At 55.5% G+C, this 16,276-nt stretch carries 16 protein-coding genes; 6 read left to right on the forward strand and 10 right to left on the reverse strand.

The window, feature by feature from the left end; translation table 11 throughout:
• Positions 1–2 precede the first annotated feature (2 nt).
• Positions 3–455, forward strand: a complete 453-nt coding sequence (locus FHW16_RS13380; RefSeq protein WP_246711751.1) for a GNAT family N-acetyltransferase — start codon at positions 3–5, stop codon at positions 453–455.
• Complete coding sequence (locus FHW16_RS13385) at positions 455–1,117, forward strand: 4'-phosphopantetheinyl transferase family protein (protein ID WP_182549710.1); 663 nt, start codon at positions 455–457, stop codon at positions 1,115–1,117. Before FHW16_RS13380 ends, FHW16_RS13385 begins: the two co-directional genes overlap by 1 nt.
• Positions 1,118–1,155: 38 nt before the next feature.
• Here FHW16_RS13385 and FHW16_RS13390 read toward each other — a convergent pair whose 3' ends face one another.
• From FHW16_RS13390 to FHW16_RS13435, 10 genes are all read right to left on the reverse strand, one after another.
• Positions 1,156–2,583, reverse strand: coding sequence for a gamma-aminobutyraldehyde dehydrogenase (locus tag FHW16_RS13390; RefSeq protein ID WP_182549711.1), 1,428 nt, complete (start codon positions 2,581–2,583; stop codon positions 1,156–1,158).
• A 25-nt stretch (positions 2,584–2,608) separates the two neighbouring features.
• Complete coding sequence (locus FHW16_RS13395; RefSeq protein ID WP_182549712.1) at positions 2,609–3,424, reverse strand: ABC transporter permease; 816 nt, start codon at positions 3,422–3,424, stop codon at positions 2,609–2,611.
• Positions 3,414–4,367: an ABC transporter permease gene (locus tag FHW16_RS13400; protein WP_182549713.1), complete on the reverse strand. Its 954-nt coding sequence runs from the start codon at positions 4,365–4,367 to the stop codon at positions 3,414–3,416. The genes FHW16_RS13395 and FHW16_RS13400 overlap by 11 nt, the downstream gene beginning before the upstream one ends.
• Entirely contained in the window at positions 4,364–5,365 is a 1,002-nt protein-coding gene (locus tag FHW16_RS13405) for an ABC transporter ATP-binding protein (RefSeq protein WP_182549714.1), read from the reverse strand. The genes FHW16_RS13400 and FHW16_RS13405 overlap by 4 nt, the downstream gene beginning before the upstream one ends.
• A gap of 183 nt (positions 5,366–5,548) precedes the next feature.
• Positions 5,549–6,709 carry an ABC transporter substrate-binding protein gene (locus FHW16_RS13410; RefSeq protein WP_182549715.1) on the reverse strand — a complete coding sequence of 387 codons (1,161 nt, stop codon included), beginning with the start codon at positions 6,707–6,709 and terminating at the stop codon, positions 5,549–5,551.
• 119 nt (positions 6,710–6,828) lie between these two features.
• On the reverse strand, positions 6,829–7,737 hold the full coding sequence (locus tag FHW16_RS13415; RefSeq protein ID WP_182549716.1) for a LysR family transcriptional regulator: 909 nt from the start codon (positions 7,735–7,737) through the stop codon (positions 6,829–6,831).
• 138 nt (positions 7,738–7,875) lie between these two features.
• Entirely contained in the window at positions 7,876–8,385 is a 510-nt protein-coding gene (locus FHW16_RS13420) for a lysozyme inhibitor LprI family protein (RefSeq protein WP_182549717.1), read from the reverse strand.
• 52 nt (positions 8,386–8,437) lie between these two features.
• Entirely contained in the window at positions 8,438–8,767 is a 330-nt protein-coding gene (locus FHW16_RS13425; protein WP_182549718.1) for a hypothetical protein, read from the reverse strand.
• 282 nt (positions 8,768–9,049) lie between these two features.
• On the reverse strand, positions 9,050–9,646 hold the full coding sequence (locus tag FHW16_RS13430) for a TetR/AcrR family transcriptional regulator (RefSeq protein WP_182549719.1): 597 nt from the start codon (positions 9,644–9,646) through the stop codon (positions 9,050–9,052).
• 140 nt (positions 9,647–9,786) lie between these two features.
• Positions 9,787–10,416 (reverse strand): TetR/AcrR family transcriptional regulator, encoded by a 630-nt coding sequence (locus FHW16_RS13435; protein ID WP_348643885.1) that lies wholly within the window; start codon positions 10,414–10,416, stop codon positions 9,787–9,789.
• 178 nt (positions 10,417–10,594) lie between these two features.
• Here FHW16_RS13435 and FHW16_RS13440 point away from each other — a divergent pair, with 178 nt between their 5' ends.
• The 4 genes from FHW16_RS13440 to FHW16_RS13455 are packed head-to-tail and all read left to right on the forward strand — an operon-like array spanning position 10,595 to position 16,099.
• Entirely contained in the window at positions 10,595–10,813 is a 219-nt protein-coding gene (locus FHW16_RS13440) for a hypothetical protein (RefSeq protein WP_182549720.1), read from the forward strand.
• Positions 10,807–13,947 (forward strand): multidrug efflux RND transporter permease subunit, encoded by a 3,141-nt coding sequence (locus FHW16_RS13445; RefSeq protein ID WP_182549721.1) that lies wholly within the window; start codon positions 10,807–10,809, stop codon positions 13,945–13,947. Before FHW16_RS13440 ends, FHW16_RS13445 begins: the two co-directional genes overlap by 7 nt.
• Positions 13,901–15,103, forward strand: a complete 1,203-nt coding sequence (locus FHW16_RS13450) for an efflux RND transporter periplasmic adaptor subunit (RefSeq protein ID WP_348643886.1) — start codon at positions 13,901–13,903, stop codon at positions 15,101–15,103. The genes FHW16_RS13445 and FHW16_RS13450 overlap by 47 nt, the downstream gene beginning before the upstream one ends.
• A gap of 48 nt (positions 15,104–15,151) precedes the next feature.
• Positions 15,152–16,099: a hypothetical protein gene (locus FHW16_RS13455; protein WP_182549722.1), complete on the forward strand. Its 948-nt coding sequence runs from the start codon at positions 15,152–15,154 to the stop codon at positions 16,097–16,099.
• Positions 16,100–16,276 lie beyond the last annotated feature (177 nt).

Genomic DNA, 16,276 nt, shown 5'->3' on the forward strand with positions numbered 1-16,276 from the left:
CCATGCTCGTTCATCTCACGCCTGTCACCGAGGCTGTCCATGCCTTGGTGACAGCTCTGGAGCTTGCGCCGGATCAGTTGAGCTTTGTTGCTGATAATTCGGATTCTCTGGAAGAGGCTGTGGTTGATAAAGATGCGCGACCGCGCGCCATCATGACAGACGATCGCGTAGTCGGTTTCCTGATGTACGAGGCACCGGAAGATGATGACGAGGCACGAATCTACCGCTTCATGATCGATCGGAAGTATCAGGGCAAAGGTTATGGCAAGGCTGCGCTGCGCAAGGTGTTGGAAGAAATCAGTGCCCTTGGACATATCAGGCACGTCTCGATTTGCTATGCACCGGAGAACGAAGGGGCCCGGCACCTCTATCATGCCGCTGGCTTCATCGAGGAAGGGCTGGACGAGGACGGAGAAATGATCGCTGATCTGGTGCTTCCGGCGAACGAGCGGTGATGCGCGAACGCCTTCCTGCTGCTCTCTCCCGAGAGGCAGCTCTCCTGGAGGCAATGGTTGCCATTGCACCACAGGGTATCCGGGTCGGGTGCCGTGTTATTCGCGATGAGGATGAAGCTCAGCTCATGCCTGCGGAAGCACATTCCATCCCGGCTCGCCATCCCGCCATGCGACAGGCAAGCGGCGCGGCGCGGTGGATCGCGCACTTGCTGCTTGCGGACTTTGGCCAAAAGAATATGGCTGTCCTGCGCTCACCATCCGGCGCACCTGTCTGGCCCGAGAGCATCACCGGTTCTCTGGCCCATGACGAAGAAATGGCCGTGGCGGCAGTTGCGCCTGTTTCCCGTATTGGCTCCATCGGCATCGACGTGGAACCCGCCATCCCCCTGCCCGATGACATTCTCGCGCTCGTTGCAATTCAAGCTGATGTGATCGATGCGGTAGACGCGAATCTTGCCGGCCGCCTTCTCTTTTCAGCCAAGGAAGCCGTTTACAAGGCGGCTTATCCGCTCGACGGTGTAATCCTCGACTATGAGGATATTGCCGTGAACCTCAATACCGGCCATGCCACGACAACAACCGGCCGCAGGGCCACGCTGACCTACTGCATTGCTCCACGCATTGTCGTTTTGGCTGTGGTATCTATCCACCGGGTGAGATAATTCAACGCCTCATATGTTCCGGGGCCTCCCCAAGTCATTCAGCCATGATTGATCATGATATGGCGAACGGCCGTGTAATCCTCCAGTGCATAGATCGACATATCCTTTCCGTAGCCCGACTGCTTGACACCACCATGCGGCATTTCATTGGTTAGCATGAAGTGCGTGTTGATCCAGGTACAACCGTACTGCAGTCGCGAGGCGGTCTTCATCGCCTTGGAAATATCCTTGGTCCAGACGGAAGACGCGAGACCATAATCGCTGTCATTGGCCCAATTGACGGCTTCATCATCGGCACGGAACCGCGTCACGGAAACCACCGGCCCGAAGACCTCACGCCGGACGATCTCGTCCTCTTGTGTGGCACCGGCAACAACCGTCGGCTGGAAGAAGAAGCCATGGGTGCTGCCGGCACGGCCGCCCGTGGTGATCTCGATATGTTTTTGCTCCGTCGCACGTTCAACGAAGCTCGCCACGCGGTCGCGCTGACGGCTGGAGATCAATGGTCCGATCTCGTTGACCGTATCATCGACTTCATTGAACCGGATAGTGGAAACCGCAGACGTCAGGTCTGCGACCAGTTTCTCGTAGATACCGTCCTGCGCATAAATGCGGCAAGCGGCCGTACAATCCTGCCCGGCATTGTAATAACCGAACGTTCGGATGCCATTGACTACCGCCTCGAGATCAGCGTCGTCATAGATGATGACAGGCGCCTTGCCCCCGAGTTCAAGATGTGTGCGCTTCACGGTCTTGGCGGCCGCCTGCAACACTTTCTTGCCGGTAGCGATATCGCCGGTGATCGACACCATACCTATCTTGGGATGGTTGATAAGCGCGTTGCCTACAGTCTCGCCGCGCCCAAGTATGACATTGACAACTCCTTCCGGCAGAATGCCGGATAGCAGGCGCGCCATCTTCAATGCCGTGAGAGGTGTCTGTTCAGAAGGCTTGAAGACCACTGTATTCCCGCCCGCGATGGCAGGTGCGAGTTTCCATGCCATCATCATCAACGGATAATTCCATGGCGCGATGGAGCCGACGATCCCAATGGCATCACGCCGGATCATGGATGTATGTCCTGGCAGATATTCACCCGCCACGGGCGCATGCATGGAACGAACCGCGCCAGCGAAAAATCGCCAGCAATCGACGATGGCGGGGAGTTCATCATTGCGCACCGCATTGATGGGTTTGCCGCAGTTCAGGGCTTCAAGTGCGGCGAAGTCATCGGCTTCCCTCTCGATGGCATCGGCAATCCTCAGAAGATACCCCGACCGTTCTGCCGGTGTTGTTTGCGACCAGGCGGCGAATGCTCTTTCGGCAGCATCAACCGCTGCATCGATCTGGCTGTGGGAGGCCTCGGCAAGGTCGATAATACCGGCGCCGGTCTTTGGGTTGAGAATGTGCTCCTCAACCTCGGTTCCGGTCTCGAACTTCGACCCGATCAGCAGTTGTGTGTCCATATGTCGTTCTCCCATAGTCTTTGAATTATTTACCGGAACCGGCGATCTGGTCGCCGTCACGTGTCAGGTAATAGGCGGCAAGGATCGGCAGAAAGGTAACCAGCACCACAACCATTGCCACCACATTGGTGACGGGGCGCTGACGCGGGCGGATCAGTTCCTGCAGCATCCAGATCGGCAGAGTCGATTGCTGCCCGCCGGTGAACGTGGTGACAATGACCTCGTCGAAGGACAAGGCAAAAGCCAGCATGCCCCCGGCCAGCAAGGCGGTGCTGATATTTGGCAGGATGACATGGCGGAATGTCTGTAAACCGTTGGCGCCGAGATCCATGGAGGCTTCGACCAGCGACCCGGAAACACGGCGAAACCGGGCAACCGCGTTGTTATAGACAACCACGACGCAGAATGTGGCGTGACCGAGCACGATAGTCCAGATCGAGAAGGGAATGTCCGCCATGCTGAAAGCCGAGCGTAGCGCAATACCGGTGATGATACCGGGCAAGGCAATCGGCAGGATGACCAGAAGCGAAATGGTCTCCCGCCCGAAAAACCGTGTTTGGCTGACGGCTGCTGCGCAAAGTGTTCCGAGTACCAGGGCAATCGCCGTTGCAATGGAAGCCACCCGAACCGAAAGGCTCAGCGCCTCCCAGACGTCAGGGCGATTCCATGTCACCGCGAACCATTGCAGCGTCAGGCCCGGCGGCGGAAACTGATAGCTCTTTTCCTCCGTGGTGAAGGCATAAAGAAAAATCAGCATGATCGGCAGATGCAGGAAGAGCAATCCGCCAGCCGCGGCAATCTTCAGACCCGGCGGAGCGGAGGTGGAGCGGTCAGAGCGCATCAAAAGCTCCCATCTTGCGGGCCATCCAGAGATACAGTCCCATGATAACAATCGGTACGACAGTGAAGGCGGCAGCAAGCGGAATGTTACCCGCAGTACCCTGCTGCGCATAAACCGCCTGACCGATGAACAGACGTGACGAGCCTATGATCTGCGGAATGATGTAGTCGCCAAGTGTCAGCGAAAAGGTGAAGATCGAACCGGCGACAATCCCCGGTAGCGCCAGCGGAAACAGAACATGTCGGAATGTCTGTTGCGGGGTGCTTCCGAGGTCTGACGACGCTTCAATGAGGTTAGCAGGAACACGTTCCAGGGAGGCCTGGATCGGCAGGATCATGAACGGCATCCAGACATAGACGAAGACGATGAATGTCCCGGTATAGCTGACCGAAAGGGAGTTGCCTCCGATAACCGGAATAGAGAGCCATGCATCCAGCAGCCAAAGCAGATTCAACTTGGCAAGAAACCATGTCAGAATGCCTTCCTTGGCAAGGATCAGCTTCCACGCATAAATCTTGACAAGATAGCTCGACCAGAGCGGCAACATCACACCGAGATAAAAAATCGCCTTCCATTTTCCCCTGGCATAGCGCGCCGCATAATAGGCAATGGGAAAAGCGATCAGAGCAGAAAACAGGGTTACGATTGCCGCCATCGACACTGTGCGGATGATGATGTCGAGATTGGCTTCGTTCAGCAGCTGGCCATATGTGGAGAGCGTGAACTCATAGTTCACCAGTCCCGAATAGTCATCTATCGAGAAAAAACTCTGCAGCAGCAACGCCAGCAAGGAGCCGAGATATATGATACCAAGCCATAACAGTGGCGGAGCCAGCATGACGGCCAGAAAAACATGTGGATGTTTCCAGAAGAAGTCCGAGATTCGACCGGCAAGGCCCGGTTTCTCGATCAAAATGGCCTGTTCGCCGGTAATGGCACTCATGGTGTCGTCTCCATCAGATGGAGATCAGCGGGGGCAAAGCTCAATGTGACATTGCTGCCCTCCTCCGGCACAGGGCTAGAAGCCGGGCTCATCACATGGAGTTTGGTCCCGCCGACGTTGACGGTGACGCGATTGGACGCTCCGAGGAAACTGCGTGAGAGGACAACACCGGAAACAGCGAGCTGCCCCTCCTTTTTGCTGTTCAGGCCGATGGCTTCGGGACGCAGACTGGCAAGCTGCTGCCCCGCTCCCAGTTGGGTGACAAACTCCGGCTGCAAAATATTGGAAGAGCCTACGAAATCCGCAACAAAACGGGTCTTTGGTCGCTTGTACACATCCTCCGGCGTGCCCAACTGCTGGATCTTGCCGTCATTGAAAACGGCTATGCGGTCAGCCATGGACAGTGCTTCACCCTGATCGTGGGTCACGAAGACAAAAGTGATGCCGAGCGACTTTTGCAGGGTCTTCAGTTCTTCCTGCATCTGTTCACGCAGCTTCAGATCCAGCGCGCCCAAAGGTTCGTCGAGCAAAAGAACTTTCGGCTTGTTGACGAGCGCACGGGCCAGCGCCACGCGCTGTCGCTGACCGCCGGAGAGCTGGCCGGGCCGCCTTGCGCCGTAGCCAGGCAGTTTAACCATAGCAAGTGCATCTTCCGCCGCCTTGCGCCGCTCTTCCCGTACGACACCCTTGACCATCAGACCATAGGCAACATTGTCGAGAATGCTCAGGTGCGGAAACAGCGCATAGTCCTGAAACACCGTGTTGACGTTGCGCCGGTAGGGCGGAACACCTTCGGCGGTTTCACCGAAAATCTCGATATGCCCGTGAGTCGGCTGTTCGAAACCGGCCATCAGACGGAGGCAGGTTGTCTTGCCCGAGCCGGAAGGGCCGAGCATGGCGAAGAATTCGCCTTCGGCAACAGCAAGATCGACCGCATCGACGGCTCGGACTGCTCCGAAATGGCGTGATACGTTTTCGAACAGGACAGCAGCGGTCATCTCTCACTCCAGGTTAAGGGCCGTTCGCAAATCCATGGTGCGTGGTTCGACAAGCTCACCATGAGGTAAATGCGGCCCTTCAAGGCGCTAAACCCTGCAACGCCTGCGATTGGCTTTGCAAGCCACCAAACTCCCTCATGGTGAGCCTGTCGAACCACGCACCATATCCATGCAGCAATCGTATCAGCGGCCGCCGATTACACCGATATAGTCAGAGACCCAGCGGTGATAGGGAACGCACTCGCTCTGGCTTTCGCACTTTGCCACCGGTGTCCGCCAGAACTTGATCTTGTCGAAATCATTATAGCCATTGGTGGCGCAGCCCTCGTCGGTGAGGAGTTCATTGCCTTTACAAGCTGCAGCGACGGATGGGTTGGCTCCGAACCATGCGGAAACGTCACCCTGCACTTTCGCGGAAAGGCTGTGTTCCATCCACATATAGGCGCAGTTTGGATGGGCGCTTTCCGTATGGAGCATGGTTGTATCGGCCCAGCCTGTCGTACCCTCTTCCGGAAATTCCGAGGCGACGGGCTGCTTTTCCGACTTCAGCAAATTGACCTGAAACGGCCATGAGCCGGAAGCGACAACGCCTTCATTCTTGAAATCATCAACCTGGATCATGGCATCATGCCAGTAACGGCCTGCCAGTTTCCGCTGTACGCGCAGCAGATCAAGCGCAGCCTTGTATTGATCTTCGTTCAGCTCATAAGGGCTCTTGATACCCAATTCCGGCTTGTGGAACATCAGGTAATTGGCAGCATCAGCGATGTGGATCGGGCCGTCATAGGCCTGCACGCGGCCCTTGTTGGATTTACCATCCGGCAGGTTCATCTCTTCGAAGACGACATTCCAGCTCTTTGGCGGCTTACCCTTGAAGACGTCGGTGTTGTACATGAGGACATTGGGGCCCCATACATATGGGACGCCATAGTGGACGCCCTTGACCGTATACCACGGCGCATCCTGCAGACGTTTGTCGACGGTCTTCCAGCTCGGAATGAGATCTGTGTTGATCGGCTGGACGCGTTTGCCTGCAACGAGACGCAAGGATGCATCGCCGGAGGCAGTCACCAGATCAAAGCCGCCCTCGTTCATCAGAGCGACCATTTCGTCCGACGTCGCGGCGGTCTTGACGCTGACCTTGCAGCCGGTCTCCTTTTCGAAACCTGTGACCCAATCGTAGTTCTTGTCGGTGTCGCCGCGTTCAATGTAACCGGCCCAGGCAACGATGGAGAGTTCGCCTTCACCCTTGCCAAGTTCTTTCAAGGCTTCCTGAGCCATGACTTGCGTGCAGAAGGCGATGGAAAGAGTAAGTGCAGTGCAGGATTTGAGTATCTGCTTCATCTTGAGTCTCCCGATCGGTAGTGCCGCCTTTGCGGCGTGTGTTCCCGGAAGAAAAGTGCCTCTCTTTTGCCGCTTTCGCAAATTCATTAATCAGAACGTCACTATCGGTTTTTCCGATATCAACGATTCCGGCCGCTGCGCAGTGCTTCGGCAATCCCGACAAAATCGCGTGCCGCCTGCGGCAGGCTTGATCCCTTGCGCCAGACCATGCCCACCTGCACTACGGGCAAGGCACCTGAAACATCGCGGCTTTCGATACGATCACCTTCCAGCGACCACGGGCGATAAACGAGATCGGGCAAAAGTGCGATCCCGGCGCCCGTCGCCACAAGACTGCGCACAGCTTCAACGGATCGGGTGCGGAACGCCACATGCGGGCGGGCACCCAGTGCCGTCAAAAGCTTGCCGGTGTTCTCTTCGATTTCATCCACGGTCAACATGATCAACGGCTCTTTGGCAATATCGTTGATGGAAATGATATCAGCGCTGACAAGGGGGTGGCCGAGAGGCAGCCAAAGGCGGTAGGGAGAGGTTTCGATAATTTCCGCCTGCAAGGCCATGCGGTCGCGCAGATTGGAGATGACCATGACGGCCACGTCGAGCTCACCGCCAACAAGCAGGTGTTCGAGATAAGAACCATTGTCCTCGATTGCGCTGATTTCAACGCCCGGGTGCGCGCGGCGATAGCGGGCAAGCAGATCCGACAAAACATAGCCGGCAACCAACGAGGTAACCCCCAGATGCAGCTTGCCTGCGTTAACTGCCTTCTCATCGGAGAAAGAGCGGCGCGCATCGGAGACATCGGCCAGTATCTTGGTGGCATGGCGCAGAAACTGGTGCCCGTTATAGGTAATGTGCAAACCGCGCGGATGACGCTCGAAAAGTTCGACGCCAAGATCGGTTTCCAGTTCCTTGATCGCTTCGGTGATCGAGGACTGCGAGATCGAAAGATTCTGGGCGGCACGGGTAATCGAGCCCTGTTCCGCGACGGCGACGAAATATTGCAACTGCCGGAGTGTAAATGCCATGATGCGATTAATAACGCCAAAGCGTGCAGTGGCAAGCAATGCCGGGCCCAACTCCGCTACGTCGGCATGAAGCTCAAAAGGGTTAAGCCGGATAGCTCCCGAGCACGCGGATCCCGGACTTTCGCCCAAAAGACGGCTTTATTCCTCGATCGCCATCATTTGTTGATATTTTTCCAATTGGAGGGCCCGATCGCGCGTGACATTCGTCCTGTCGTCCGTTTCCATGGGCACGTACATTGTGCCTTGCCTGGTGGCATAGAGGGCATCGCGGGCGCGCGTTTCGGTATCCCGAAATACAATCCATGCTCTTTGCGATTGCCGGAGGCTTTCTCCAGCTGAAGCAGGCAGCAGCTTCAACAGCTTGGCATACGCCTCATTCATTCGCCCGTCATATTCGTGCTCGGCTATTGTCTCGCATTCAGTCTGGCCGCCTGTCGAGGCCTTCTCCGGATTGGCCAGGCAACGATCCAGATTGCCCTGTGTCGTGTCGCCATGCAGATCGGAGGCGGCCCTCGCAGCCCCTGCAGCAATAAATGCCAAAAAAAGGACGCTTATCAATCTGGTTTGCCAAGTGGCAAATTTCCATTTGGCGTAGCCGGCGCAACCAATTGAGGAGGGTAGTGATCGTACTGTGATGTGTTTCGGCATGATTTTGATCCAGCAACCCGACGCCAAGCAATATGCACATCAAAGCATATCATCAACATATACGGTCCGCGTAGGGACTGTCGTTATCACATCGCCTGTCAAGTGGAACGGGTGCTGCCTGCTGCTCCGAGAGATTTGCATCGACAATAGATGGCCCTCTCCCGCGCGCCTCGATCAATCCGAATAATCCCAGACCGGCCATAAACGCCATGAAGATGATCGCTGAAATAAGTATTTGAGCCGCTGACAGCTTGAAGGCGCAGCTTCTCTGCCAATACTCAGCATTCCGATTCTCACGCATCTCAAAATCCGTGATGTCGGATGGAAACTCTTGATAATCGATCCGCTGCGCCGGATTTTGAGTGTGGAGTATATCGTTCATTTGACTGAACCCCGCTGACCAAATGCGAACTTTCGATTTGGCGGAATGGAGCGCTACAGTTCCAATTGGATTGATAAGCCCGGTGCCGGATCACCAGAAGACAGGATAAAGACGGGGTATTCCCGGTGTCTCCCATGAACGACGGAACTGGCGGCGCGCATCGTCCACTGGATTCGCCCGCTATTGTCGCCGGGGATCAATGCTTGGTCAAAGAACATCTTTGGTTGTAATTTTGGGTATGGTGCTAAAGATTTAAGTTATTCTCATGCACGAATAAGAACTTCATACCCCGGATTGCAGGCGGGCAAAGCTATCGCCTACATAGTCAGCCATGCGGCGTTTACCACCGTCCTGACGCCACAACTCCATGCCGAGACGCATCATGCCGATTGAGAGAATGGCTACCATGCGGTGCTCGTCTCGCCGCTCCGGTTGCGGCCAGACCTCGCACAATGCCTCGAAAATTGTGGTTTCCATCAGTGCGAACGTGGCTTGTTTGCGCGCGCGCAATGCCTCGTTTGAACGCAACAGGCGGTCAATGACGATCGACCGCTCCGTTTCGTACCGTGACACCATGCCGAGAAGGACGTCCCGCACCGCCTCAAGCGGCGGCTGATCCGGCGATACGGCGAGAATCGCAGGGCGAAGCGCTTCATAGAAACCGCTGCCCTGGAAATGCTGCAGAATTTCTTCTTTGGTTTTGAAATAATAGAAGAATGTTCGTGCTGATATGCCTGCTTCCGCGGCAATGGCTTCGAGCGTTGTCGCGTCATAACCATTGTCGATGAACATCTGCAGGCCTGTCTCGGCTATACGCGCAAGCGTCTCGCGGCGTTTGCGTTCACGCAGGCTCTCGCTTTGAGGTGGCTGGCTATCCATAAAACTCTTGTGCCATGAACTTAGCCCCTTGAAAACCTACAGAGACTGTAATATTTGTATTTTTACAGTGACTGTAATTTTTTGGATTGGCCATGAATGCAATGCGACACCAGAGGTTTGGTGGGTTGACGGGAGCGGCCTTAATGTGTGCCGCGCCGGGAAAACGCAGCAATCATTTCCTCGCACGTCTGTTTCAACTGTTGTTGCGGCCCTTCGGACGCATCACTTTGGCCACAGACGCGCGCACCCTCCACAAGCAAAACGAGGCTATTGGCCAGTTGTTCATGCTGTTCAATCCCAGCCGCACGGCACAGATTGCCCAAACGTTCCCTGTGGTCTTTCTTCGCATCCACAATAACCTTGAGCGCCGGGTGGTTCGCGTCTTTCAATTCGACCGCCGCGTTGGCCAAATCACAACCGCGAGGGTCATCGAAAACGCGTTTTACGACTTCCATAACCCATCCATGCAATTGCCCCATAGGGTCATTCGGATAAGTTTTATCCAGATCATCCCAAGCTTGTTTGCCTCGCGCCGAAAGCTGTTTCAGACACTCGCATACCAGATCATCTTTCGATCCAAAATGGCGATACAGCGTCATCTTGTTGGACTCCGCCGCCTCTGCAATCGCATCAACACCGATGCCCTTGTAGCCGTGCTGGCGGAAAAGCTCGATCGCGCTTGCGATAATGCGATCTCGCGGACGAACGCGGTTCTCGTCGCAAATTTCACTTTTGTCAGGAGTGTCGCAATGGTCCGAAATTTTCTGCACTGACGTGCTTGACACGGATGTTACCTCCTAGTAACTATTTTCTTGTTACTAATCGGTAACACATCTTTGGCTTGAATGTCAATTTTCTTTGCTCGTTGTTCAAGTCTGAGTGTTCGCCCAAAACTATCTGTAGCGCCATTTGAATTCGCGTCCTGGTGGACGACGGAAGGAGAGCATTATGCCTCAGCCATATGCCGATCTCACGATTGCTGAAGTTCTTTCGGATCCCCTGATCAACAGTGTCATGACTGCTGATCACGTGACCCGTAAAGAACTCGAACTCCTGATGGTGTCTGCAGCTCGCAAAAACACGAAAGCCGCAGGGTCCAAAGATTGGGCCCGTTCTTTGCCGGCGTTCTCCGTTGATCGATCATCGGGTGGCGGTGTCGCGTGGTAAGTTTCTTCATCCATAGGCCGATCTTTGCATCGGCAATCGCTATTGTGATGGTTCTTGCGGGGGCCATCAGCTATTTCCTGCTGCCGGTTTCACAGTTTCCGGATATTACCCCACCGCAGGTTGTCGTCAGCGCCAGTTATCCGGGAGCCAGCGCTCAGGTCGTCGCCGACACTGTGACTGCGCCGCTTGAGCAGCAGATCAATGGTGTGGCCGGGATGACTTATATGTCGTCATCAAGTTCCAACGATGGCAGCGCCACGATCACGGTCACCTTTGATGTCGGCTATCCGCTCGATATTGCGGCCGTGGATGTGCAAAACCGCGTCAATCAGGCCAGTTCCTCCCTGCCCGCTATCGTCACGCAGTCTGGCGTTACCATTAAAAAGCAGAATCCAAACTTTGTACTTATCGTCAATCTCACCTCGCCGGACGGATCTGTAGACCCGGTCGCATTGAGCAATTACGCCTATCTGCAGATCGTTGATCCGCTGAAACGTGTGCCTGGTGTTGGCGATGTGCAAATATTCGGTGAGCGCCGCTACTCGATGCGTGTGTGGCTCGATCCCGACAAACTTGCCAATCTCGGCGTGACTGCAGTGGATGTGCAGCAGGCCATCGCAGAACAGAACGTACAGGTCGCCGCCGGAAAGATCGGACAATCCCCATCCCCGGCAGGCACGCCCTTCGAGATGCAGGTCAATGCCGTCGGGCGATTGAGCAGTCCGGAAGAGTTTGGCAACATTATCGTTCGGGCCAATCCGGAAAGCGGTTCTGTTCTGCGGCTGCGCGATGTCGCCCGGGTAGAACTCGGTGCCTTGCAATACGCCTCCACAGCCTTCTTCGGCAAAGATCCAACCGTTGTTCTGGCCATCTACCAGATGCCGGGTTCCAATGCGCTGGCTTTGCAGCAGGCTATCAAAGCCAAAATGGATGATTTGAAGAAACGTTTCCCCAAAGGCATCGACTACGGCATGCACTACGATACAACGCGTTTCGTATCGGCATCCATGCACGACGTTGTGGTGACATTGGGTGAAGCACTCGTTCTTGTTGTGGCCGTTGTCTTCATCTTCCTGCAGAATTGGCGCACCACAATCATCCCGACGATAGCCATTCCCGTATCTTTGGTGGCGACACTTGTTGTCATGGAGATGCTTGGCTTCTCGCTCAACATGCTCAGTCTTCTCGGCATGGTTCTTGCGATCGGTCTTGTGGTGGATGATGCCATCGTCGTGGTGGAGAATGTGGAACGACAACTTGAAAACGGCTTGCCTCCCCTCAAGGCAACGCAAGTCGCCATGAAGGAAGTCACCGGTCCGATCATCGCGACGACGGCAGTCCTGATGGCCGTGTTCATTCCTGTTGCCTTCATTCCCGGCGTGTCCGGACGGCTCTATAACCAATTTGCTCTGACGGTCGCGATTTCCGTAGGTATTTCGGCATTCAATTCACTTACCCTCAGCCCTGCGCTCAGCGCGGCATTCCTGCGCCATCGCCCGCCTCTGAACTTTGTCCTTTTCCGCTGGTTTAATCTTGGCTTCGACAAGCTGTCGCACGCCTATGCCCGCAGCATCCGCACGCTCGTCCGGTTTCGCTGGCCCGTGCTTGGACTCTTTGTGGCAACACTGGTCGCCACCTATGCTCTTTCTCTGCGCCTTCCATCGACCTTTCTTCCGGTTGAAGATCAGGGCTATTTCTTCGTCGTTATCCAGTTGCCTGATGGTGCATCTCTGGAGCGCACCGACGCCGTTGCGAAACAGGCCCGCGATATTCTTGAGAAGGAACCGGGTGTCGATATTGTCGGTTCCATCAGTGGCCTGAACTTCCTCACAAGCGCCGCGCAGTCAAACTCCGCCGTCGAGTTTGCCATTCTGAAACCGTGGGACGAACGTCCGCCGGCACAAAGCGCCTCGAACATCGTCGCCGGCGTGCGCTCGAAGCTGCTCCAGATACCGGGTGCGGTTGCGCTCAGTTTCGACCCGCCATCCATTCCGGGTCTTGGCACTACCGGCGGCTTTGAATTCCAGGTGGAAGATCTGACCGGGCGCGGCAGCGTTGCACTCAATGACGCGACACAGGCCCTGCTTGCCGAAGCACGCAAACAGCCCGAACTTAATCCTCATCAGCTGTTCTCGTCCTTCAGCACGTCAACGCCGCAGTATAATTACGATCTGGACCGGACCAAAGCCAAGCTTCTGGGACTCAATCTGCCTGACGTATTCAATACATTGCAGATCTATCTGGGTTCGCTCTATGTGAACGACTTCAATCTCTATGGCCGTACGTTCCGCGTTACGATCCAAGCGGATCAAGGTGCACGCAGCACGGCCGCGGACATCTCACGGCTCTTCGTGCGCAACTCTGAAAACCAGATGGTACCGCTTTCAACGCTCGGCAAACTCAACCCCATCGTTGGACCGGAAACTGTGCCGCATTACAACAATTACGCTTCCGCACTCATCAACGGCGGTGCTGCGCCCGGATACAGTTCCGGACAGGCAGTCGTAGCGATGGAGCGGGCTGCGGCAACAGCATTGCCGAAAGATTTCGGCTTTGAATGGACGGGCATCACCTATCAGGAAATCCGGGCCGGTTCGATTGCGGCGCTGGTATTTGGCCTCGCGATTGTCTTTGTCTTCCTGATCCTGGCGGCTCAATATGAAAGCTGGTCGATGCCGTTCATGGTTCTGCTGGCCGTGCCGCTTGCCCTCTTCGGTGCATTGGCAGCGCTATGGTTCAGGCAGATGCAGATCGACGTCTATTCACAGATCGGCTTCGTCATGCTGATTGGTCTTGCAGCCAAGAACGCCATTCTGATTGTGGAGTTTGCCAAACGCCGCCGCGAAGAAGGCCTGGAGATCGTTGAGGCAGCGATGGAGGCAGCGCGCCTTCGCCTTCGCCCTATCCTGATGACGGCATTCGCATTCATTCTTGGTGTCGTGCCCCTGATGATCGCAACCGGCGCGGGCGCCGCCAGCCGGCAATCCATCGGAACGACCGTGTTTGGCGGCATGGTGGCTGCGACCTTCCTTACCCTCCTCTTCGTACCCGTGTTCTACGCGGTCATCGAAGGCTGGCGCGAGCGAAATGCCGAACATGCACCTTCCCACGCATCTGCAGAACCTGCAGAGTGAACTGGAGAAACACGATATGTGGAACTGGAAACTGAGTCTGGGAACTGTGGCCGTCGTCGGAATTGGTCTCGCGGTTGCAGGTGAGTCCTACTTCGGCGGCGCTGCAGATTTAAGCGCCAGCAAAGCCAACGCAACGGCGGCAGCAGCGCCACAGGCCATGCCTGTGCCTGTGGCTAAAGTGGTCAAGAAGACCATTCCGATCTATCTCGATTATTCCGCACGCACGGAGGCGATCCGCAACGTCACCTTGCAGGCACGAATTTCCGGGCACCTGATGAAGCAACATAAGCCGGATGGCGCAGATGTGGCGGAAGGTGATCTGTTGTACTCGATCGATGACCGTGATTTTCGCGCAACCCTTGACCAACTCAGGGCACAGACCGATCGCGATGCGGCACAGCTCGACTATGCACAGGCCAATTTGACGCGCGGCAATGATCTGGTGAAGAGCGGCTACGTCGCCAAGGACAATTTCGACCAGCGGTCGAGTACCTTGCGCCAGGCGGAGGCGACACTTGCCATGGACAAGGCCGCCGTCCATTCGGCCGAAATCAATCTCGACCATACCGAAATACGCGCGCCGTTTGCCGGGCGCTTGGGTCACAGCCTCGCCGATGTCGGCACATTGGTCGGTCCATCGGCTTCGGGCCTCAACACACTGGTCCAGATGGATCCAATCTATGTAACGTTCAGCGCCAGCGAGGCGGATCTTGCAACTATCCAGAAGGCAAAGGCACTCGGCAAGATCGAAGCCGTCGTGCTTTTACCGGGAGAGGCCACATCGACGCACAAAGGCGATGTCACCTTTCTTGATAACGTCGTTGATCGGACCACCGGGACAATCACTGCGCGGGCAACCATTGCCAATGCCGACTTTGCCTTGCTTGCGGGCCAATATGTCAGCGTACGTCTGAGAGTCATGGATCAGCCGGATGCATTGCTGGTGCCGCAAGTAGCGCTCGGATCAAGCCAGATGGGCAAGTTCGTCTATGTCGTGAACGAAAAGAACACGGTTGATCAACGGCTGGTCTCGCTCGGAGCACAGGATGGTTCGCTGGTTTCTGTTACTACTGGGGTGAAGGAAGGCGACAGCATCATCGTCGGGAATCTTCAAAAAATAGGACCAGGCGCTCCCGTTCAACCAATCGCCGAATAGAAACAGCGACGGCACGAGCACCAGAGAATTAGATGGAGGATTGGTTGAATGGGAATAGCGTTTATGGCCGGTATTATGCCGGAAACCCTCCCCAGCATCAGTCACGAGACACGTTCGAACTGGCTTATGCAGAGAATGGATATTCTTCGCAGAAATCCGAACTTCAGTATTGCGGCTGCGGAATATGCGCGGGGCAATATCGGTGTTTTCGAAGGTCGTTATATGGCCAACAAGGTGATGGCCAACGTTGCACGGCGGGTGATCTGCATGTCCATCATGGCCCTGCACTTCACACGCAGCAATGAAAATCACGGTGCGACCATTTCGGGATTGCAGAATATTACATCGGCCCTGAAGCTATGCAGCAAGAACACCACTGCCGCGACGATTGACCTGCTTGAGAATATTGGCCTTGTCACGCGCGTGCCCGATGAAAGCGACCATAGGCATCATCTGATCCAGCCGACCGACAAGCTGATATCTGGCACCAGCAATATTATCGACATTGCGTTTACTGCGGCAGACAAGCTGTTTCCGTTGAGAAACTATCAGCGGCTCCTCAAGCGACCGGACGGTTTCATGGAGCGCTATTTTGCGGCGAGCCTGCATTCCCTGTTGAATGTGAGCACGCTGATTTCGAAAATTCAAGGTTCCCAACTGTTTGCTATCAGCGACGGTGGCGGCGTCATCCTCTGCAAGTTGATGGCTTTGAAATACGCGCAACCCGTAGCCGAGCAGAATATAGTCAGTCTTCCATATGACGAAATCGGTCATCTCTATGGAGTCTCGCGGACGCACATACGCCGGCTCATGCAGCGCGCCGAGATCGAGGGCCTTGTCCATGTGCTGGAAGATGGTGGCAGGAAAATCGAGATACTGCCTCCACTCGATGACGTGTTTGAGAATATGGTTGCCGCCCACATCGCGCGAGTACAGTTCGATATTCATCTTGCTAACAAAGACTATGACCTGCTCCCCATAGATCGCTACGCCTGACCCAACGATGCGGAAGATTACGTTCCGCATCGTTGGGCTTATCACGAAAGCCGATAGCCTATGAGAGTTGATGATCAACGCTTACCTTGCGCCCATCTGTTGTATGTCTCGTCGACATCACCAAAGGCACACAACAACGTGTAGGCCTCCAAGATTGACTTGAAACAATCCAATCAG

Source organism: Phyllobacterium myrsinacearum (assembly GCF_014138285.1).
Classification (GTDB): Bacteria; Pseudomonadota; Alphaproteobacteria; order Rhizobiales; family Rhizobiaceae; genus Phyllobacterium; species Phyllobacterium myrsinacearum_A.